Origin of the sequence: Fluviicola sp. (assembly GCF_039596395.1) — a bacterium.
GTDB lineage: Bacteria > Bacteroidota > Bacteroidia > Flavobacteriales_D > Crocinitomicaceae > Fluviicola.
The window spans coordinates 1,062,058-1,082,970 of record NZ_JBCNJT010000002.1 but is presented as its reverse complement, the minus strand read 5'-3'; the positions used below and the strand labels follow the sequence as shown (position 1 = coordinate 1,082,970).

Annotated in this window: 25 protein-coding genes; 24 read left to right on the top strand and 1 reads right to left on the bottom strand. The window is 43.9% G+C overall.

The window, feature by feature from the left end; translation table 11 throughout:
• Positions 1 to 2 precede the first annotated feature (2 nt).
• From ABDW02_RS13605 to ABDW02_RS13535, 15 genes are read left to right on the top strand one after another with little or no spacing between them, the layout of a single operon-like run.
• Positions 3 to 1,532, top strand: a complete 1,530-nt coding sequence (locus tag ABDW02_RS13605) for an aromatic amino acid ammonia-lyase (protein WP_343635304.1) — start codon at positions 3 to 5, stop codon at positions 1,530 to 1,532.
• Entirely contained in the window at positions 1,529 to 2,260 is a 732-nt protein-coding gene (gene fabG / locus ABDW02_RS13600; RefSeq protein ID WP_343635302.1) for a 3-oxoacyl-ACP reductase FabG, read from the top strand. The genes ABDW02_RS13605 and fabG overlap by 4 nt, the downstream gene beginning before the upstream one ends.
• A gap of 1 nt (position 2,261) precedes the next feature.
• Positions 2,262 to 3,485 (top strand): beta-ketoacyl-[acyl-carrier-protein] synthase family protein, encoded by a 1,224-nt coding sequence (locus tag ABDW02_RS13595; protein ID WP_343635300.1) that lies wholly within the window; start codon positions 2,262 to 2,264, stop codon positions 3,483 to 3,485.
• Between the two features lie 12 nt (positions 3,486 to 3,497).
• A complete protein-coding gene (locus tag ABDW02_RS13590) occupies positions 3,498 to 3,743 on the top strand; it encodes an acyl carrier protein (RefSeq protein ID WP_294670832.1) in 246 nt (81 codons plus the stop codon).
• A 6-nt stretch (positions 3,744 to 3,749) separates the two neighbouring features.
• Positions 3,750 to 4,622, top strand: coding sequence for a lipid A biosynthesis acyltransferase (locus tag ABDW02_RS13585; protein WP_343635297.1), 873 nt, complete (start codon positions 3,750 to 3,752; stop codon positions 4,620 to 4,622).
• Entirely contained in the window at positions 4,612 to 5,031 is a 420-nt protein-coding gene (locus tag ABDW02_RS13580; RefSeq protein WP_343635295.1) for a hypothetical protein, read from the top strand. Before ABDW02_RS13585 ends, ABDW02_RS13580 begins: the two co-directional genes overlap by 11 nt.
• Complete coding sequence (locus ABDW02_RS13575) at positions 5,028 to 5,456, top strand: thioesterase family protein (RefSeq protein WP_343635292.1); 429 nt, start codon at positions 5,028 to 5,030, stop codon at positions 5,454 to 5,456. Before ABDW02_RS13580 ends, ABDW02_RS13575 begins: the two co-directional genes overlap by 4 nt.
• The gene (locus tag ABDW02_RS13570) at positions 5,449 to 6,519 is read left to right on the top strand and encodes a beta-ketoacyl synthase N-terminal-like domain-containing protein (RefSeq protein WP_343635290.1); all 1,071 of its coding nucleotides are present in this window, start codon (positions 5,449 to 5,451) and stop codon (positions 6,517 to 6,519) included. Before ABDW02_RS13575 ends, ABDW02_RS13570 begins: the two co-directional genes overlap by 8 nt.
• The gene (locus tag ABDW02_RS13565) at positions 6,516 to 7,124 is read left to right on the top strand and encodes a 3-oxoacyl-ACP synthase (RefSeq protein ID WP_343635288.1); all 609 of its coding nucleotides are present in this window, start codon (positions 6,516 to 6,518) and stop codon (positions 7,122 to 7,124) included. Before ABDW02_RS13570 ends, ABDW02_RS13565 begins: the two co-directional genes overlap by 4 nt.
• The gene (locus ABDW02_RS13560) at positions 7,117 to 7,371 is read left to right on the top strand and encodes a phosphopantetheine-binding protein (RefSeq protein WP_343635286.1); all 255 of its coding nucleotides are present in this window, start codon (positions 7,117 to 7,119) and stop codon (positions 7,369 to 7,371) included. Before ABDW02_RS13565 ends, ABDW02_RS13560 begins: the two co-directional genes overlap by 8 nt.
• A complete protein-coding gene (locus ABDW02_RS13555) occupies positions 7,372 to 8,547 on the top strand; it encodes a beta-ketoacyl-[acyl-carrier-protein] synthase family protein (RefSeq protein ID WP_343635284.1) in 1,176 nt (391 codons plus the stop codon).
• Position 8,548: 1 nt separating this feature from the next.
• On the top strand, positions 8,549 to 9,475 hold the full coding sequence (locus tag ABDW02_RS13550; RefSeq protein WP_343635282.1) for a beta-ketoacyl synthase chain length factor: 927 nt from the start codon (positions 8,549 to 8,551) through the stop codon (positions 9,473 to 9,475).
• Positions 9,459 to 10,229, top strand: coding sequence for a polysaccharide deacetylase family protein (locus ABDW02_RS13545; RefSeq protein WP_343635280.1), 771 nt, complete (start codon positions 9,459 to 9,461; stop codon positions 10,227 to 10,229). Before ABDW02_RS13550 ends, ABDW02_RS13545 begins: the two co-directional genes overlap by 17 nt.
• Positions 10,213 to 10,839: an outer membrane lipoprotein carrier protein LolA gene (locus ABDW02_RS13540; RefSeq protein WP_343635278.1), complete on the top strand. Its 627-nt coding sequence runs from the start codon at positions 10,213 to 10,215 to the stop codon at positions 10,837 to 10,839. The genes ABDW02_RS13545 and ABDW02_RS13540 overlap by 17 nt, the downstream gene beginning before the upstream one ends.
• Positions 10,839 to 11,204 (top strand): hypothetical protein, encoded by a 366-nt coding sequence (locus tag ABDW02_RS13535; RefSeq protein ID WP_343635276.1) that lies wholly within the window; start codon positions 10,839 to 10,841, stop codon positions 11,202 to 11,204. Before ABDW02_RS13540 ends, ABDW02_RS13535 begins: the two co-directional genes overlap by 1 nt.
• A 316-nt stretch (positions 11,205 to 11,520) precedes the next feature.
• Here the strand turns inward: ABDW02_RS13535 and ABDW02_RS13530 are convergent, their stop codons facing one another.
• Positions 11,521 to 12,687, bottom strand: a complete 1,167-nt coding sequence (locus ABDW02_RS13530) for a DUF2062 domain-containing protein (protein WP_343635274.1) — start codon at positions 12,685 to 12,687, stop codon at positions 11,521 to 11,523.
• Positions 12,688 to 12,841: 154 nt separating this feature from the next.
• Here ABDW02_RS13530 and ABDW02_RS13525 point away from each other — a divergent pair, with 154 nt between their 5' ends.
• Genes ABDW02_RS13525 through ABDW02_RS13485 form a run of 9 tightly spaced genes read left to right on the top strand, consistent with a single transcriptional unit; the run spans position 12,842 to position 20,841 of the window.
• Complete coding sequence (locus ABDW02_RS13525) at positions 12,842 to 13,753, top strand: hypothetical protein (RefSeq protein ID WP_343635272.1); 912 nt, start codon at positions 12,842 to 12,844, stop codon at positions 13,751 to 13,753.
• Between the two features lie 2 nt (positions 13,754 to 13,755).
• Positions 13,756 to 14,904 carry a beta-ketoacyl-ACP synthase III gene (locus ABDW02_RS13520; protein WP_343635270.1) on the top strand — a complete coding sequence of 383 codons (1,149 nt, stop codon included), beginning with the start codon at positions 13,756 to 13,758 and terminating at the stop codon, positions 14,902 to 14,904.
• Positions 14,905 to 15,303 (top strand): hypothetical protein, encoded by a 399-nt coding sequence (locus ABDW02_RS13515; RefSeq protein ID WP_343635268.1) that lies wholly within the window; start codon positions 14,905 to 14,907, stop codon positions 15,301 to 15,303.
• Positions 15,303 to 16,310, top strand: coding sequence for a BtrH N-terminal domain-containing protein (locus ABDW02_RS13510; RefSeq protein ID WP_343635266.1), 1,008 nt, complete (start codon positions 15,303 to 15,305; stop codon positions 16,308 to 16,310). The genes ABDW02_RS13515 and ABDW02_RS13510 overlap by 1 nt, the downstream gene beginning before the upstream one ends.
• 4 nt (positions 16,311 to 16,314) lie before the next feature.
• Positions 16,315 to 17,058 carry an ABC transporter ATP-binding protein gene (locus ABDW02_RS13505; RefSeq protein WP_343635264.1) on the top strand — a complete coding sequence of 248 codons (744 nt, stop codon included), beginning with the start codon at positions 16,315 to 16,317 and terminating at the stop codon, positions 17,056 to 17,058.
• Entirely contained in the window at positions 17,058 to 18,335 is a 1,278-nt protein-coding gene (locus tag ABDW02_RS13500) for an ABC-2 transporter permease (RefSeq protein WP_343635262.1), read from the top strand. The genes ABDW02_RS13505 and ABDW02_RS13500 overlap by 1 nt, the downstream gene beginning before the upstream one ends.
• Before the next feature lie 3 nt (positions 18,336 to 18,338).
• Positions 18,339 to 18,608, top strand: coding sequence for a phosphopantetheine-binding protein (locus ABDW02_RS13495; protein WP_343635260.1), 270 nt, complete (start codon positions 18,339 to 18,341; stop codon positions 18,606 to 18,608).
• A 5-nt stretch (positions 18,609 to 18,613) separates the two neighbouring features.
• A complete protein-coding gene (locus tag ABDW02_RS13490; RefSeq protein WP_343635258.1) occupies positions 18,614 to 19,813 on the top strand; it encodes a beta-ketoacyl-[acyl-carrier-protein] synthase family protein in 1,200 nt (399 codons plus the stop codon).
• Entirely contained in the window at positions 19,804 to 20,841 is a 1,038-nt protein-coding gene (locus ABDW02_RS13485; protein ID WP_343635256.1) for a beta-ketoacyl synthase chain length factor, read from the top strand. Before ABDW02_RS13490 ends, ABDW02_RS13485 begins: the two co-directional genes overlap by 10 nt.
• Positions 20,842 to 20,913: the final 72 nt, after the last annotated feature.

Below are 20,913 nucleotides of genomic sequence, written 5' to 3'. Positions count from 1 at the left end.
ACATGAACAAACTGGATCTCAAACAGATTGAAGCTTTTAGCCTTGAAAAAAAGGAATACGTTATTTCCGACGATGTTCGCAAGGAACTGGAACGCTCGTTCTCTTTCCTGCAGGATTTTTCAAGCGATAAGATTATCTACGGTATCAATACCGGGTTCGGGCCAATGGCTCAGTTCAAGATCGATGAAGACAAGTTAAACCAGCTTCAGTATAATTTGATCCGCAGTCACTCTTCCGGAACAGGAAATGTGCTGGATGCGGAATCTGCAAGAGCAGTGGTGCTTTCCCGCCTGACCAATTTCATGCAGGGAAATTCAGGGGTGAGCTACGGAGTGATCGAAAAACTGGTGCAATTCCTGAATCACGATATTATTCCGGAAATCTACGAACACGGTGGTGTCGGTGCAAGCGGCGATTTGGTTCAATTGGCACATTTGGCGCTAAACCTGATCGGTGAAGGATATGTATACGTGGATGGTGTTCGCAGAAAAACTTCCGAAGTATTGGCTGAAAAGAACATTACTCCGCTGAAAGTGAAATTGCGTGACGGATTGGGATTGATGAACGGAACTTCCTGCATGTCGGGAATCGGTTCTGTGAATTTGATCTACTCCTACCGTTTATTGGATTGGGCGATTGCAGCTTCTACCATGATCAACGAGATCGTGGAAGCTTATGACGATTCTTTCTCCGTAGGTTTGAACGAGGTAAAATTACACGCGGGTCAGCAGTCCGTTGCCAAATCCATGCGTGAATTCCTGAAAGACAGCACCCTGATCAAAAAACGGGAAGAGCTTTTCACAGACGACAAAGTGGCTGAAACCACTGAATTCAAGAAAAAAATCCAGGAATATTATTCCATTCGATGCATCCCGCAAATCCTTGGTCCTGTAAAAGACACCCTGGATTATGCAAAAACAATCATTGAAAACGAGATCAATTCCACGAATGACAACCCGGTAGTGAGCCTGGAGCGTGAAAACGTATTCCACGGAGGTAACTTCCACGGGGATTACATTTCACTGGAAATGGATAAGATCAAATTGGTAATCACGAAATTGACCATGCTGGCGGAAAGACAATTGAACTTCCTGCTGAACAGCAAGATCAACGGCGTGTTCCCTCCGTTCCTGAACACTCAGACTTTAGGGTTGAATTTCGGGATCCAGGGAATGCAGTTTACGGCAACTTCAACAACTGCTGAAAACCAAATGCTTTCCAATCCGATGTACGTGCACAGTATTTCCAACAACAACGACAACCAGGATATCGTGAGTATGGGAACCAACAGTGCGGTGATTACCAAAAAAGTGATCGAAAACGGATTCCAGGTAATGGCCATTCACATGATGTCTGTTTGCCAGGCTATCGATTTACTCGATGAAACCAAAAGAAACAAACTTTCTTCGAAAACAACAGAAATTTATAATCAAATTCGTGCGGTGTCTCCTACGATTAACGAGGACATTCCGCAATTTGAAGCTATTCGAAACGTAACAAACACCCTTAAGAAAACAACTCTTGCCCTATGAAATGTGCTCTAATCACAGGTGCATCCCGAGGAATTGGACGTGCGATTGCATTGCAGCTATCCCAGGACCTGAACCTGCATATCTTAATCAATTACGCTGCCAATCAAGCTGCAGCCGAAGAAACACTGAACCTGATCCAGCAAGCAGGCGGAACAGGTGAATTGATGCATTTTGACGTAAAAGACGGCGCTGCTGTAAAAGCTGCTGTTGAGAATTGGTATGCCAACAATCCGGAAGGAATTATTCATGTATTGGTAAACAATGCAGGGATCACCAAAGACAACCTGTTCCCTTGGGTTACGGAAGACGATTGGGATGCTGTATTGAACACTTCCTTGAAAGGAATGTATAACTGCACACAAGCAATTATACAACGTATGTTGAGACAACGAAGCGGACGCATCATCAATATTGCTTCTTTGAGCGGATTGAAAGGTGTTCCGGGACAAACGAATTATTCTGCCGCAAAAGGTGGCATGATTGCTGCTACGAAGGCACTTTCGCAAGAGATCGCGAAACGGAACATTACCGTAAATGCAATCGCTCCGGGGTTCATTGAGTCGGACATGACTAGCGACCTGGATATGAATGAATTAAAACGAATGGTTCCTGCAAACCGCTTTGGAAAAGTGGAAGAAGTAGCGTATCTTGCGAGTTTTTTGGCGTCTGAAAAAGCAGCCTATATAACTGGAGAAGTAATTAATATTAACGGAGGAATTTACGCTTAAGATGGAACATCGTGTAGTAATTACCGGAATTGGTGCCTACTCGTGTTTGGGTGAGAACCTGGACACAGTTCTGGAATCCCTGCGCCTTGGCCGTAGTGGAGTTATTTACGATGAGCAGCGTAAAGACTTCGGTTACCGTTCCTGCTTTACGGGAATGGTGGCAGAACCGGATTTGAACCCGTTTTTGTCGCGCCGCCAGCGTATTGGAATGCACCAGCCAGCCCGTTATGCCTTCATGTCAACGAAAGAAGCCATGGAAGGTTCCGGACTGGATGCAGACTTTTTGGATAAAACGGAAACCGGAATCATTTTCGGGAACGATTCAACGGCAGGTGCTGTGATTGAGACCGTTGATAAAGTACGTACGAAAAAGAATACCACGCTGATCGGAAGCGGGGATATTTTTCAGAATATGAATTCAACGGTGAATATGAACCTTTCAACGATCTATAAACTGAAAGGTATGAACTTCACCATTTCCGCAGCTTGTGCTTCCGGTTCTCATTCCATCGGGATGGGATATTTGCTGATCAAGCAAGGATTGCAGGAACGCGTAGTTTGTGGAGGTGCACAGGAAATCAACGTGTATGCTATGGCCAGCTTTGATGGTTTGGGCGCATTTTCGGTAAGAGATGCTGCTCCGTCCATGGCTAGCCGTCCGTTCGACAGAGACCGCGACGGATTGGTTCCTTCAGGTGGTGCGGCTACCGTGATCATCGAGTCATTGGAATCTGCTTTGAAAAGAAATGCCCCGATTTACGGGGAAATCGTTGGATTCGGTTTCTCTTCAAACGGTGACCATATCTCCAACCCGAATTTCGACGGCCAGTTCCGTTCTCTGAACATGGCTTTGAAACAAGCGAATTTAACACCAAAAGATATCGACTATGTAAATGCGCATGCTACTTCCACTCCGATAGGGGATTCAACGGAAGCAGAAGCCATTTTCGGCGTACTGGGCTCCAAAGTTCCTGTCAGTTCTACCAAGAGTATGACCGGACATGAATGCTGGATGGCCGGGGCAAGTGAAATCGTTTATTCCCTGTTGATGATGAATAATGATTTTATTGCACCCAATATTAATTTTGAAAATCCGGATGAACATTCGGAAAAGATCAATATCATTCCAAGCTACAAAGAACAGAATATTGATTGTTTCCTGTCGAATTCCTTCGGATTTGGAGGAACAAACTCCTCATTGATTATCAAAAAGTTTAAAAAATAGAGTTACCTACACATGAAAAGAGAAGACATCATTCTTACTACAAAACAGTTTTTATCAGACGAATTTGAAGTTGATGCAGCATTGATCCAACCGGAAAACAACTTACAGCAAACGTTAGACCTGGACAGCCTGGACTACGTTGACCTGGTAGTTGTTATTGAGGAAAACCTGGGAATTAAACCAACTGCAGAAGATTTTAAAACCATTGAGACGTTCAACGATTTCTATGATTTAGTTGAACAACGTTTGAACGCTTAAGAGTGGATGGAACAAAAATGGGATGGTAAAACCAAGGGTTCGCTTTGGGGATATAAGTTCTTTATTTACTCTATTCGATTTTTAGGAGTTCGTTTTGCTTACTTCTTTTGCATCGGGGTTTCCGGTTATTTCCTGTTATTTTCCCGCAAACCGCGCAAAGCATTGGTTTCCTTTTATCAAAAAGGATTTCATTACAGCAAAGGAAAAGCAATCCGGGCAACAGCAAAGAATCTGTACCTCTTCGGGCAAACACTGATTGACCGGATAGCACTCAAAACGCCCAGAAAGAAAATCTTTACCTTTCGTTTCAACAACGAAGAAGCCTTGATCAAAATGAATGAAGCCGGGAAAGGCGGATTTCTATTCTCAGCACATGTCGGGAACTGGGAAAATGCCGGGAACATGCTCGGACAGCGGATCACCCTGAAGATCAATATTCTGATGCTCGACGCCGAAGTTCAGAAAATCAAAGCTTTTATCGAAGATTCTGCCGGGAAAGCTCAATACCAGCTTATTCCGATCAAAGACGATCTTTCGCACCTCATCCTGATCCATCAGGCCTTGAAACGCAATGAACTGATTGCTTTGCACGCAGACCGGACAACTCCCGGTCAAAAGAACTTTAAATTGCCTTTTTTGAACGGTTTTGCGGAATTCCCTGCCGGACCATTTATTATGGCGCATAAATTCAAAGTTCCGCTTACCTTTGTATATGCCGTTAAATCAGGAAGTACGCATTACGAATTAAGCGCTACGGATCCGATCACAACGTTCGAGTCCCCTGAGAAAATTGCAGAAATGTATGTCAAACATCTGGAAGAACAAGTGAAAGCAAGTCCTACCCAATGGTTTAACTTTTTTGAATATTATGTTGATTAATCAAGAAAATATTACATCCATCATCCCGCAAAGAGCTCCCTTCGTAATGATTGACAGCTTGTTGTCGGCAAACGAAACGGGCTTCAAAACCGAATTCAGGATTGCATCCGATAATTTGTTTTTGGAAAACCAGGTACTCTCCGAGTCTGCGTTGATTGAGAACATTGCACAAACCTGTGCGGCAGGTTTCGGGTATTTGAACAGCCTGGTAGAAGGCGGCGAACCGAAACTGGGCTTCATCGGCGCAGTGACACAGGTAAAAGTAGAAGACACCGCAAAAGAAAACGACCTGATCGAAACATCCGTGCAGGTGCTTAGTACTTTCGATGCCATTCACCTGGTGGAAGGAACAGCAAAGGCAAACGGAAAAGTGTTGGTAAGCTGTCAAATGAAAATTGTTCTGGCATGAAAATCCTGAAATCATCCATTCTTATTCCCATCCGTTTCAGCGAAACGGACGCTATGGGTGTTGTATGGCATGGAAATTACCTGAAGTTCTTTGAAGATGCGCGTGAGCAATTCGGAAGGGATTTCGGGATCGAATACCTGGATGTGCACGCTCAGGGATATTTCATCCCGATAGTCAAATCGGAGATTTCACACAAAGCTTCCATCTTTTACGGGGAAGGAGCTTTGGTAAACGTTATTTTGGAACAGCACGATTCTGCGAAGATCGTATTCCGTTACGAAGTAATCAACAACACGACCAAACAAGTTGCTGCAACCGGGATGACCATGCAGGTATTTATGTTTACGTCTGATCGGACCCTGGAATTAATCAAGCCTGAATTCTACCGCATTTGGGAAGAAAAACAAGATTGGATTGATGGATAAACCGGTTTACATACAGGCACTTTCATTGGTAACTCCGCTGGGGAATACAGTTGAACAGCATGTGGATGCGTTCACAAACGGGATTTCCGGGATTCAGATCCATGAAAAAGCGGGTTTCCAGGAAACGCCCATCCCACTTGCCAAAAGAGCAGAAATTACGGAAAACCGCTACGATATGTTGCTGCGTGAGGCCCTTGAAAAAGCAAAAGCAGTTTTTTCAGGATCCGGGAAAACAGCAGTTATTGTCAGTTCCACGAAAGGAAACATGGACTTGCTTCCGGAAGACACCTTTGCGGGAACTCCTGGAATTGTTCACGAATTTTTCCCGGGGACAGACGTGTTTATTATCTCAAATGCATGTATTTCCGGAGTAATGGCCATCAATACAGCAGCAGATTACCTGCTTGCAGAAACATACGATCAGGTTCTTGTGATCGGGATCGATGCCGTTTCGGAATTCATTTCCTATGGTTTTCAGAGTTTGTTTGCCCTGAGTAATGAGACCTGCAAACCGTTTGACAAAGACCGTAACGGAACGGTATTGGGGGAAGGATGCGGAATCGTATTGGTATCCAACCAAAAACCGGCCGGTTTTTCCGTTCTCTACAAAGGCGGTTCTTCTTCCAACGACGCCAACCACATTTCAGGCCCGTCCAGAACAGGAGAAGGATTGGTTCGCTCCATTGAAAAAACATTTAAAAGAAGCGGCAAAAAGGCTTCGGATATTGATTTCATTTCGGCCCACGGAACAGCAACCGTTTTCAACGACGAAATGGAAAGCATTGCTTTCGGCCGGACAAACCTGGACCAGGTACCGCTCAACAGTATGAAAGGATATTTCGGCCACACTTTGGGTGCTGCCGGAGTTTTGGAAACCATCATGAGCATTGTTTCCATGGAGAAAAACACCTTGTTCCCAAATCTTGGATTCCGGGAGACAGGAACTTCTGTTCCGTTGAATATTATCCGGCACATGGAATCGAAGGAACTGAATACCGTATTAAAAACCGCTTCCGGTTTCGGGGGAGGAAATGCCACTTTAATCTTAGAAAAACAGCCGTGAACATCTTAGCACATAGTTATGTTAGTCCGAAAGGGACCTTTCTGAACGGAGAGCGGCTTTTCATTACCGAAAACGAAGAAAACCCGTTGAAATCGGCATACCAGCAACTCGGAGCAGAATACCCGAAGTTCTACAAAATGGATGTGCTTTCCAAAATGGCTTTCATCGGAACGGAACTGCTGCTTCCTTTCTTCCCGGAAGATGCGGACCTGGAAAACGACCTGCAATTGATCTTTGCGAACAGTTCTGCCAGTCTGAATACGGACAACCTGTTTGTAGAGAGCTACGAGCAACTGAATAATCCAAGCCCTTCCCTTTTTGTGTACACTTTGCCGAACATTGTTACTGGCGAATTGTGCATTCGTCACAAATGGTACGGCGAAAACTGTTTTTTCGTAGAAGAATCCTTCAACGCGGCACATTTTTCGGAATGGGCACAAATGGCGTTAAATAAAGGTAATAATTGCTGTTTGTGTGCCTGGGTAGAGGCAAAAACGAATGGCGAACAAGAATGTTTCCTATTTTTGCTAACCGGTTCTGAACAGGACAAACATTCCATAGAAACTGAACTTTCAACTCTAATTAAACAATACAGAAATGAGTGATTTAAAAGAAAACCTAAAGGCACAGATTATTGAGCAATTGAACCTGGAAGACCTTACTCCGGCAGACATCAAGGATGATGCTCCGCTTTTCGGGGAAGACGGGCTTGGATTGGATTCAATCGATGCGCTTGAATTTATCGTTTTGCTGGATTCCAACTACGGGATCAAGATCTCGGATCCAAGTGAAGGGAAAGAGATTTTCCACTCGGTGAATACTTTAGCGGATTACATTTCTAAAAACCAATAAATGCGCATCTACGTTACCGGATATGGCATTATTTCTTCCATCGGCGAAAACGCGGAAGAAACCTTGCTTGCTTTACGCTCTGAGAAAACAGGCATCAGGCAAGGCCAAAAACCCTATTCGGAACGTTTCAAAGTGGGCGAGATTTCCTGGACAAATTCCGAATTGACCGAACGCTTCGGGCTGAAGAAAGAAGCTTCCAGAACAGCGATCCTTGGTATGATTGCCGCAAAAGAAGCATTCAAAGGACATCCCTTAAACCCCGAAATACGTACAGGATTGATTTCCGGAACTTCTGTAGGCGGAATGGATGTGAGCGAAGTAGCTTACAAAGATTTCCTGAAAGACGGAAGCGATGATCTAAGCGTTTATAAAAACCATTCCAGCGGAACGACCAGCGAACAAATTGCACACGAACTGGGAATTGACGGATATGTCAATACCATTTCCACGGCTTGTTCATCTGCTGCCAATTCCATCATGCTCGGAGCACGCATGTTGCTGAGCGGACAATTGGACCGCGTGGTGGTGGGCGGAACAGACGGACTTTCCCAGTTTACCATTGCGGGATTCCGTTCCCTGATGATCTTTGACGAGGAATGGTGCAGGCCTTTCGACGAAACACGCAAAGGGATCAACCTGGGCGAAGGTGCCGGATTTTTGGTGCTGGAAACAGAAGAAACTCTTCAAAAATCAGGAAAAAAACCTTTGGCCGTTCTTTCAGGCTGGGGCAATGCTTCCGATGCTTATCACCAGACAGCTTCCTCACCGGAAGGTTATGGTGCAACCTTAGCCATGAAAAGCGCTTTGAAAGTAGCCGGGCTAACTCCGGGCGATATTGATTACATCAATGCACACGGAACGGCAACTCCAAACAACGATTTGTCCGAATCGCACGGCATCAAAACCGTTTTCGGATCAGCTGTACCTCCGTTCAGTTCCACGAAATCCTACACGGGCCACACATTGGCAGCTTCCGGAGGAATCGAAGCAGTTTTCGCCATTTTAGCTTTACATCAGGGGATTTTACTTCCGAATCTGAACTTCGGCCAGGCGATCGAAGAAACCGGGCTCGTTCCTGTTACCAGTTATTCCGAAGGAAATTCCATCAAACACATACTATCCAACTCATTCGGGTTCGGAGGAAATAATTCAACCATCATTTTAAGCGCGGTTTAATATGTATTTCATTCAACATATCGAATCAATTACACACCAGGACTCTTTTCAGAAAGACAATATCTGGAATGAATTGAAACCACTGGAAGCTGAAAATGCGTTGATTTCCCCGGATTACAAAAATTACATTCCTGCTGCGGCACTCAGAAGACTGAGTACCATTTTACGCATGGGAATTGCGGCTTCCAAAGCTTGCCAGGAAAAAGTTCCGAATGAATTTGACGCTATTTCGGTAGGAACTGCATTGGGCTGTTTAACCGATACCGAAAAATTTTTGGTAACGATCAACACTGTAAGCGGTGATGTGCTTTCACCTACGGCATTTATCCAAAGTACGCACAATACCATTTCCGGACAGATTTCCCTGGACCTGAAAAACCACGCTTACAACATGACTCACACGCAAAACGCACTTTCATTCGAGGTAGCGTTGAAAGACGGTCTTTTGTGCGTGGATGAAGGCAAAAACTCGGTACTGGTCGGTGCTGCTGATGAAGCAATCCCGTTTTTGGAAAGACTGCGCGAATCGTTGATCCAAACAGCACTTCCATTTACAACCGGCGCTACATTCCTGGTCGTATCGGGTGAAAAAGGAAATTCCACCGCTGCTATTGAAGCCTGTGAAGTGTATTTCGCTGCTGAAAATCCGAAAGAACTGGTTAACCAATTCCTTGCTGCAAATCCCTGCAGTCTTGATTCCATCGATTTGATTCTTGAAGCCGGATCTGATTTCAAATCGGCCGCAAAAAACCACGTTTCTTTCACAGATTACAGTGGTTTCTACCAAAGTGCTTCCGCTTTTGCCGTTCACATGGCCAATGACTGGCTGCTTCAAAACAGCACTGGAAAGCGTGTTCTGATCATCAATAATTTAGAATCCAATAAACTGGGCTTGACGCTCATCCGTAGCAATGAGGTGGAAGCATAGACTCAATATTGCCGTTGCACTCAGCACGCTCCTGATTGTGTTTTTACTTTTCCGGAACAGTCCGTATTTGTGGCTTTGGGTCGCATTTGTGGTTTCAAACTTTTGCGTTTTCCTGGTTTTCGGGATAATATTCCTGCGTTTTCAATACTTCTATCCTTCCATTTTCCGGAACAGCGGCCCTGAAGTCATTCTCACTTTTGACGATGGCCCGGACCCGGTTCAAACACCACGGATTTTGGATACGCTTCAGAAGCACGGAATTAAAGCCATTTTCTTCATGATCGGCAAGAAAGCCCAGGAACACCCGGAAATTGTGCAACGGATCATTTCGGAAGGACACCGGATCGGCAATCACACTCAGAATCATTCCCTGTTCTTTGCGATGCTTCACAGCGAAAAAGTAGCACAGGAAATCGACTCGTTTACAAAGAATATAGAACCCCTGGTTTCGGAAAAAATCACGATTTTCCGGCCACCGATCGGTTATACGAATCCAAAAATTGCCCGCGCATTGCGAAGAAGAAAATTCAAGATCGTGGCATGGAGCGTTCGTTCCTATGATTCTTTCAAGAACCGGGAAGCTTTGCTGAATCGACTGATGAAAACCAAACCCCGAAGCATTGTATTGCTGCACGATAATCTGGAACAAACTGCAGATATCCTCGATGAGTACATTGTACAGGCACAGGCAAATGGTATTATCTTTGCAAAGCAAGAACATCTGAAAAAATTCATTCATGAAATTAATCAATAGTTTCCTTCTTTTGCTGGTGTTTTCGGCGCACGTATCTGCACAGGAATACTCCAAAATTGCCGATCCGAAAGCCTGTAAAGCAGCTTTGGAAAAGCAGCACAAAGAAACCAAAGCGATCCAGGCAGATTTTATGGAAACCGCTACTTCTCCCCTTTTAACGACTGCTCAAAAGGGTTCGGGGAAAATGTGGTACAAAAAGGAAAATAAGATCCGCTGGGAAAAATCAAAACCGGAAAGCCAGATTATCCTGATCAACGGGAAGACGGTGAAATTGCAGGAAAAAGGGAAAGAAGTGAGCAGCGCTTCTTCCAAAATGGTCGTGAAGAAAATCCAGGGATTGATGGTGCAGATGATGACCGGGGAATTCCTGAATGAAAAAGAATTCAAGATCAGTTATTACGAAAACAAATCGAACTACAAACTGGTGCTTACGCCTAAAAGCGACAAAATGAAGCGTTACGTTTCAGAGATCAACCTTGTTTTTGTTAAGAAAGAACTTACGATCAAAGAACTCGTCATGTTGACTGACAACGATAACAAATTGGTTTACAGCTTTTCCAACATGGAAGTGAACGGCACTATCAATGATTCTAAATTCACGACATTCTAATGATTCTAAAAGATACTTTTTATACGATTGATGCATTGAAGTTTGAGGACAATGTATTGGAAGCAACGATTACGATCGATCCGAAACACCGCATTTACGAAGGACATTTCCCGAACAACCCGGTAACTCCCGGAGTGGTGCAACTGGAATTGGTCAAAGAAATTCTCGGAACGCAATTCAACCGGGCTATCCAGTTAAAAACCCTTGCAACAAGCAAATTTCTGGCAGTTCTAAACCCGGTAAATACCCCTGAGGCGACTTTCAAAATGACGGTTGCACAACAGGAAGACGAAACATTAAAAGTTTCCGGGCAATTGAGCACTGCAGAAGGAGTTTGCCTGAAATTTTCAGGGATCTACCAATAATTTCGGGTTTTTCCAACCACATAGATACATAGCGCACATAGTGAATCTCCTGAATGTTTTGGATAAGGGCTATAAAAACCAATGGCTCAAATAATATGTGGCTTAAGAAAACGGGAATCAGGCGAAATAATCAGCTACAACTGCCCTCCGGAAGTACCGCTACTTAAGTCGTCATTGCATCAAAAGAGCAAAAACTATGTGACCTATATATCTATGTGGTTAAAAGAAAATGAGAGCGGAGCGAAACGACAAATTGCCAGCTTGAATAGCATTAATCAAAAAAAAAGCTCTGTGTTCTATGTACCTATGTGGTTAATTATTTCGGTTCTTTCCGGAAAATCTTCAGCAGGGTGAAACTCACCAAAAAAGAAGCAATAAATGCAATCACTGCAAAAATGCAGGCCCCGATTGCGTATTGATACACATTATTCTGGATTGCTTCCAGGCTCAGATCCGTTAACTGCATCGTATTGGTTGTTCCTGTGAGGAATAATTGTCCGCAAATGAAACTACCGTAAATGATAAACGGGATCATCGGCGGAATAGAAATATTGGCTGCAGCGATGAACAAGACCTTATTCATGCGGAACAAAACCGCCAACGGAATACCAATCAATAATTGAAAACCCCAGAGCGGCACAATTCCCATAAAAAACCCAAATCCGATAGAAAGTGCTTTTTTGAAATTCGATTCCTCGGGTTTGATCGCTTCGTGCTTGATCACATTCCAGGTTTGGATGGAAAAAAGTTTACGAGGGTAATACCAGATCAAAGCCATAAGCACCAAAACAGTGTTCAGAATACTGATACGTGTAAAATCGCGTGCCGGACGGAAATGAGAAACGCGTTCAGCCGGATCGTATTTCACCCGGATCGGGACCGCCACAAAGGGAACAAATCGCCATGCCAGTTTCACGATGACTTCGATTTCCAGTTCGAATTTATTGGTAAAGAGCCAGATTTTCTTCAAAGGCTTCAGCGGATAAATGCGAAAACCGGTTTGCGTATCCGGCAAGGTGATCCAGGTTTCCACCTTGAACCAGAAATTGGAAAATTTATTCCCGAAAGAACTCTTTTGCGGCACACCTTCCTGCTGCATATTCCGTGAGCCCATAATCACAGCCCCCGGATGCAAAATGGCCTGTTCGATCAATACCGGGATATCACTCGGGTAATGCTGTCCGTCGGAATCAATTGTCAATGCGTTTGAATAGCCTTTTTCCAGTGCAAATTTAAAGGCCTTTCTCAGCGAGTATCCTTTTCCTTTGTTTACCTCATTGACAAGAATGGTGATTTCACCCTCAAACGATTTCAAAATTCCGGGAGTGGAGTCTGTTGCTCCATCGTTTACGACGATCACGGAATCAGCAGGCACGTATTGCAACACCTCGCGAATAACCCGTTCCAATGTACGTTCGTTATTGTAGGTGGGAATAATTACGCAACCGTTTATGCTTGTGATTGATGCCAGACTTGAATCCATGAGCGACAAAATTAATCATAACTTTTCAAGAATTCACCCCTAAAATCAACTGAACGGCTTTTCAAAAGAGCATAAAAAAGTAGTTTAGAAACAAAACCTTGTTAAATTTGTAGTGGTAAAAAGTTAAACACTTTTACCGAGAACCCGATTAACTATGGCACAGAACATATTAGTTATACATTACTCGCAATCAGGACAGCTTACCGAAATCCTTCAAAATTTCTGTAAGCCATTTTCCGACAGTACGATAGAATGGGTAAAAGTGGAGCCGGAAAAACCTTTTCCTTTTCCATGGACAACCGCCACTTTCTTCAATGCAATGCCCGAAACGGTATTGGAAAAACCGGTTCCGATCAAACCGCTGCAGTTTGCAAGAGAACAGTATGACCTGATTATTTTCGGTTACCAGCCATGGTTTTTGTCACCTTCACTTCCGGCTTCTGCTATTTTACAGGATGAAACTTTCCGTAAAATCATGAACGGTACGAATATTGTATCGGTGCTGGGCTGCAGAAATATGTGGATCAATGCGCAGGAAGCCGTGAAAACACAAATTGCGTCTGCAGGTGGAAAATTGATCGGAAATGTTCCGTTAATTGATAAAACAAGTAACTTAATCAGTGTGGTTACTATTTTACACTGGATGCTGACAGGACAAAAAACAAAGAAATGGGGGATTTTTCCCAAGCCGGGTGTTTCGGATGAAGACATTCAGAATGTCAGTCAATTCGGGGCTTTGCTGAAGGAGAAATTAAATACGGGCCAGGAAGCTCAATTCCAGCAAGAGCTTGTTGCCAGGGGCGGAGTTGTTATTCCGGTTTCGATTCTTTTCATAGAATCACGGGCAAAAATGCTTTTCAGGATCTGGGCAAACCTGATTACAAAGAAAACGGCGAAGGGAGGGAACCGCAAATTCTGGGTCAACTTCTTTAAGTACTATTTGATTTTCGCTTTATTTATCGTTTCGCCAATTGTTTTAACGATATATCATATCTTTGTACGCCCCTTTAAAGGACAACATATTAAACGCGAATTAGCATATTACAGAGGCACTCAATTGAGATAGGAATGAGTTTGAAGGAAGTATACATTACACGTACGGCATCATTTTTACCGAATGATCCCATTTCAAATGAGGAAATGGAAGATTACCTGGGACTAATTAATGACCGCGCGTCTAAATCGAGAAGAATTGTTTTGCGCAATAACGGGATCAAAAACCGCTATTATGCAATTCGCAAAGACGGGACACCGACGCACACCAATTCCGAAATGGTTTCATTAGCCATTCGCAATTTGTTTAAGAACAATCCCGAAGAGATCAAGGAAGTGGATTTGCTTAGCTGCGGAACGTCATCTCCGGACCAAATGATGCCTTCACATGGCGTAATGGTTCACGGATGGCTTCCTGAAACGCGAAATATCGAAGTAGTTTCTCCGTCGGGAGTTTGCTGTTCGGGTATGCACGCGATGAAATACGCCTACATGGCTATTAAATCAGGGATGAGCCAAAAAGCAATCACTTCAGGATCCGAACGTTTGTCACGCGTTTTAAGTTCCGATAAGTTTGAGTTGGAAATCCAAAAACTGGTAGAACTGGAAGAAAATCCTTATTTGTCATTCGACAAAGATTTCCTTCGCTGGATGCTATCGGACGGTGCCGGTGTTTTCCTGCTGGAAGACAAAAAGAGCACGGAAGGGCTTTCATTGCGCATCGATTGGGTAGAAGGAATTTCTTTTGCTAACGAAATCGAAGCATGTATGTACATGGCTTCCGAAAAAATGGCAGACGGTACGCTGAAAAGCTACATGGATTACGAACCACAGGATATGATCGAAAAATCGATCCTGAGTATCAAACAGGACGTTAAATTACTGGACGAGTACATCGTGAAGCTTGGGTTCAAAAAGTTGAAAAGCGCTCTTGATTCAAAGAATTTGACTGCAGATGATATAACGTGGTACCTTCCGCACATGTCGAGTTATTTCTTTGAAGACAAGATTTACAGAGAGTTGGCTGACAACGGGATGGAAATTCCGAAAGAGCGTTGGTTCTCCAACCTGGCGACTCATGGAAACGTGGGTGCAGGATCAATCTACCTGATGGTAGACGAATTGTTCAACAGCGGGAAATTGAAAGTGGGTGATACAATCATGCTTGCAGTTCCTGAAAGTTCACGTTTTTCTTACGTATTTGCTTACTTAACGGTGTGTTAAATGAAAAAGTCTGAAGTTCCACAGGATAAAAGTGCTCTTGAAAATTTTACAAGAGAGGTTTGTTATGTGAAGAACGAAGACGGTCAGTACGACACGGAATTAAGTACGGGCTGGGAAGCCAAAAAGGTGGCTTTGGACGAAGCATGGAAAGAAATTGAACGAAGAACACAGGATGCGCGCGAACAGATCAAAAAAGGCCTGGCAAGTCCTATTCTTTACTTCATGGAAGAAAAACTGATGGATTTTACCGTCCTTTCCGGTTACACCGGGATCTGGAAATTCCGCATCAAAAGACATTTAAAACCAAACGGGTTCAAAGGATTGAGCGATAGCACCTTAAAACGCTATGCCGATGCATTTGAAATTTCCGTTGACGAACTCAAAAATTTTAAAGCTTAGTGTCCGAATTTATTCATCACCAAACTGCCCATTGTGAAAATGGGGTGACCATGAGTTTATTACAGCATCATGGGGTGGACTTTATGACCGAGCCGCTGGCTTTTGGTATGGGTTCCGGGTTGTTCTACATCCATATTCCGTTTATGAAGGTAAACAACGGACCGGCTATTTCATTCCGAACCATGCCGGGCGCTATCTTCAAACGCACCTGCAAGGCGCTGGATGTCAAAGTAGAACGCAGAAAATTCAAAGACCCGAAGGAAGCAACCCGTTTCCTGGATGAGAAGATCGCCCAGGGAATACAGGTTGGCTGCCAGGTGGGAGTTTTCCACTTACCTTACTTCCCGAAAGAATACCGTTTTCACTTCAATGCACACAACCTGATTGTTTTCGGGAAAGAGGGCGACCGCTATCTGGTGAGTGATCCGGTGATGGAAGTAACCACTTCATTAAGCACAGAAGAATTGGAGCGTGTGCGTTTTGCAAAAGGCGCATTGGCCCCGAAAGGACATATTTATTACCCGGTGGAGATCGGGAACATTACCCAGGAACAGGTTCGAAGAGGAATTGCAAAAGGAATCAAACGCAATTGCCGCGACATGCTGAAAATTCCCGGGGGAATTGCCGGTGTAAAAGGAATTGTTCACACTGCGAATAAGATCCGTACCTGGAGAGACAAATTAGGTCCGCGCCAGGCAGGCCTTCACTTAGGACAGATCGTTCGCATGCAGGAAGAAATCGGTACCGGAGGCGGTGGATTCCGTTTTTTGTATGCAGCATTTCTGGAAGAAGCAGCAGTAATCATGCAAAACGAGCAACTGGCTAAAGTTTCCGAAACGATGACCAAAGCCGGTGATTTGTGGAGAGACAGCGCGCTTCAGATGTCGGGTATCTACAAAGGCCGTATCACCGAACAAAAAGACTTTGATGCCTGTGCCGATCTGTTGGTCGAAATCAGTGCGGTAGAAAAACAAGCTTTCCAGGAACTGGCGAAAATTAAATTCTAATGAGATGCAGGAGACACTTTTGCATGTTTCAAAAGTTTATAAATCCTATGGTAAAAGTGCCGTTCCAAGCTTAGCTGGAATTGATTTTACCGTTGCAAAAGGAGAGATCGTAGGGATTTTCGGGCCCAACGGTGCAGGAAAAACCACGCTTATTTCCATTCTTTGCAGCATTCTCGAACCCACGCTCGGTTCGGTGATCTATCACCTCGACGGAGAAAAAAGTCCGCGGGAAATCCGGAGCAGACTGGGTTTTGTTCCACAAGATTTTTCCTTCTTTCCGGAACTTACCGCAAAGCAGAACCTTTCTTATTTTGGAAATCTCTATGACCTCAAAAAAGAGGAATTGGAGCAAAAAATCGACGAATTATTGCAAAAAGTGGGGCTTTTTCATGTAAAAAACCAAAAAGTGTCTACTTTCTCGGGAGGAATGAAGCGCCGTTTGAATTTAATTATTTCCCTGCTCCATAATCCTTCCATCCTGTTTCTCGACGAACCGACCGTTGGTGTAGATGTTCAGAGCAAGATTGCCATCATGAACCTGCTACAGGAATTGAACCGTCAGGGAACTACGATTATTTACACCTCGCATCACTTGAAAGAAGCAGAAGAATTTTGCAACCAGATTATACTGATCGATCACGGAAAAATCATTTCCAGCGAAACGCTTACGAATTTATTGCATCAACACGAAGTCAAACACCTGGAAGAACTCATTCTTAAACTGACCGGAACCCTATTACGCGACTGATGAAAAAGCTAAAGGCATCTATATGGAAAGAAATACTGCTGGTGCTCCACGATAAAGTGGGGTTACTACTCATGTATCTGATGCCGCTTCTATTGGTTTTTATCATTACGATCGTTCAGAACAGCGCATTCCAGATCGTCAACGAAAACAAACTCACGGTCCTGATCTCTAACCAGGACAAAGGATCTTTGGGCGATTCACTGGTAAAAGCCCTGGTTTATTCCGGGAGTTTCAACATCAAACGGAATAACCAGCTTTCCGAAAGTGCCGTAAAGCGAACGACCATTGACGAAGACGCCATGCTTGGCATTTACATTCCGTCCAATTTCAGTGAGCGGCTGGCCAGCAATGCAGACAATATTTCCAAACTCATGCTGGAACAAATGGGCGTGATCGAAGAAGCTCCCAAAGTAACTCTCCAAAAACAGGAAATTGCCATTTATTTCGATCCGGTTGTGCAGGAAAATTTCCGGATTTCGGTCAATAACGGGATCCAGGCCATTACCAACGGAATTGAAAACGAGGAAATGGTGGGGAAATTATTCCAGGAAATGGGATACGATTCCATTCCTTCCAACATCCGTCAAGCCATTATAAACCGCGAAACCAGATTGAAAGTTGCGAATGCAAGCCTAAGTGATGTGGCCGAACTGATCCCGAATTCCAGTCAGCACAATGTACCGGCCTGGTCCATTTTTGCGATGTTCTTTATGGTCATTTCACTGGGCGGCAATATCGTAAAGGAGCGTTTATCGGGAAGTTTCCTGAGGCTTCAGACTATTCCGAAAGGATTTTCACTGACGCTGATTTCTAAATTCTTAGTTTACCTGTTTGTCGCTTTGTCGCAATTATTATTGCTTTTCCTGATGGGAATTTACATTTTCCCGCATATCGGGCTGCCGCAGCTTTCCATGCCGAATGCATTCTTACCTTTTTTGGTGGTGACACTGCTTTCAGCTGTTTCAGCCATTTCCTATGCAGTTTTGGTAGGTACTTATGCCAAAACGCAGGAACAGGCAAATGGGTTCGGGGCTATTTCCATCATTATCTTCGCCGCAATCGGCGGAATCTGGGTTCCCAATTTCGTGATGCCGGATTACATGCAGGCAATCGGAAATATCTCGCCACTGAAGTGGTGCCTGGAAGGATATTATACGCTTTTCTTGAAAAATGGTGCGTGGAGTGAATTAATTGGTACTATAACTTTCTTATTTTTGTTTACGGTAATTTGTCAACTCTTGATCTTCATCAAGTTGAGAATTCAAAACTATATTTAACATATGACAACAAACAGAGAAGAATTAATCGTTGAGTTCAAAGAACATTTGATCAAGTATTTGAACTTGTTGGATTTAACTCCTGCAGATATTCAAAATGACGTTCCGTTATTCGGGGAAGAGTTGGGTTTAGATTCCATTGATTCGGTGGAATTAATCGTATTGCTTGACCGCGAATATGGGATCAAGATCAAGAACCCGACGGAAGGACGACAAATTTTGGTAGATGTTAACACAATTGTAGATTACATTAGTGCGAATAGAACAAAATAAGATCTATGGCTGAAATTGTGGTAACAGGAATGGGTGCAATCAGTTCAATTGGATTGACAGTTGCTGAAAACCTTCACTCCCTGAAACACGAAATTTCAGGAATCAAAAAATCCAAACATTTCAAATCCCATTATTCCGATTCATTGGTCTTTGGCGAAATCGACCAAAGTGATGAATCTTTGCTGGAAGAACTGGGACTTGAAAAAGGCCGTGGGTTTACGCGCACGACCTTAATTGCCATTAAAGCTTTTCGTGAAGCTGTTGCGCACGCTCAGCTCAGCACGGAAGAGATTGCTTCCACACGCACTGCTTTTATCAGTTCCAGCACGGTTGGCGGCATGTGTTATACAGATGATTTGTACCACGACGCAAACATGCAGGGTTCGCCTTCCGAATATGTGAAGCATTACGAAGGTTCGGACCATGCTTTGCAAATTGTGCGCCTCTACGGAATGAAAGGAATCACCGACGTGGTGAATACAGCATGTTCTTCTTCGGCGAATGCCATTGCTTTGGGAGCACGCTTACTGGAAACCGGTAAAGTAGACCGCGTGATAGCCGGAGGAAGCGACTGCCTGGCAAAATTTACGGTAAACGGATTCAATTCACTCCGCATTTTAAGCGAAGAGCCCTGCAAGCCTTTCGACACCAACCGCGAAGGATTAAGTTTGGGAGAAGCAGCAGCATATGTGGTTTTGGAACGAAAAGAAGCCGTTTCCGATCCCCAAAAGATACAGGCGGTATTCTCAGGTTTCGGGATCTGCAATGATGCCTTCCATCCCTCCGCAACATCAGACGATGCCAGAGGCCCTAGAATGGCAATGGAATTAGCCCTGAAACGCGCTCAATTAACTCCGGAAGATATCCAGTATATCAATGCTCACGGAACCGGAACGCCAAACAACGACATCACGGAATCTTTTGCTTTTTCGAAACTCTTTCAAACGGTTCCATTTTTTAGTTCAACTAAATCTTATGTCGGACATACGCTAGCAGCAGCTGGTGTTTTGGAAGCAATCTACAGTATTCTGTCTATTCAGAACCAGGAAGTTTATCCAAGCTTGCGGGTAGAAGAACCCATCATGGATTTCACGTTCAAACCTACTTTGAAATACACACCGGAAGTCTCCATACAACATGTTCTTTCCAATTCGTTCGGGTTTGGAGGAAACTGTACGTCTCTAATTTTTTCAGCATGTATATAAAGGACCTTTACGCTATTTCTCCTCAAAAAACACACGATCTCTCTTTCGAGAACGGAGACTGGCAGGTACTTAACGAATATATCTACAAAGCGATTGAGCCTTCTTACCAGGATTTAATTCCGAATGCACAGCTGAGAAGAATGGGAAAAGCGGTGCGCATGGGAATCGGTGTTTCACTGCCTTTACTGGGAAGAAATCCGAAACCGGACGGAATTATTTTCGGAACGGCAAACGGCGGGTTGGAGGACTGTATCAAGTTCCTGAACCAGATCGTGGAATACAACGAAGGTACGTTAACACCAACGAATTTTGTACAAAGCACACCCAACGCACTAGCCGGACAAGTAGCACTTCTTTCGGAAAACCAGGGTTATAATATGACGCACGTCAATGGCTCGCTTGCCTTTGAGTCGGCACTGATGGACGCCTCACTGTATTTCGATGAGCATTCCGGAACGGAGAAAAACCTGTTGTTGGGTGCTGTAGAAGAGATTTCGGATTACAATTACAATATTGACCGCCTGGGAGAACGCTTCAAGGAGGAATTGGTTTCCAACGAAGAGCTGTTAAATTCCGGCACCAAAGGTTCCTATTGCGGAGAAGGTTCTACCCAATTTTATTTAAGCAGCAACCCGGAGAACAGCCTGGCAAGATTTAGCGCATTCAAGCAGTCTTCACACCTGTCACCGGACGAAATACAGGCATTTGTAATCGATTTCCTGGAAGAAAACAATCTTCAGCGGAAAGATATTGATTGTTTGCTACTCGGCAAGAGTGGTGACGTTAACACGGATTCGTGGTATGAAGAAGTAGAACCGTTATTCGAAAACACACCGGTCGTTTATTTTAAGAAATCTGTCGGGGAATACCGAACGGTGAGTGCATTTGCCAGTTATCTGGCTGTTCGTTTGCTCAATGGGCAAGCAAAACATTTACTTCAAAACCAAGCAACAGGAATACCGCGTACGATTTTAATCTACAATCACTTTGATGCGGTTCGCCACAGTTTGATCCTCATTCAAAAATAAAAACCACACAGGCACATAGAACACATAGCGGATTTTGTTGGTGATAGACCCAATTTTGTCCTATTTGCATAT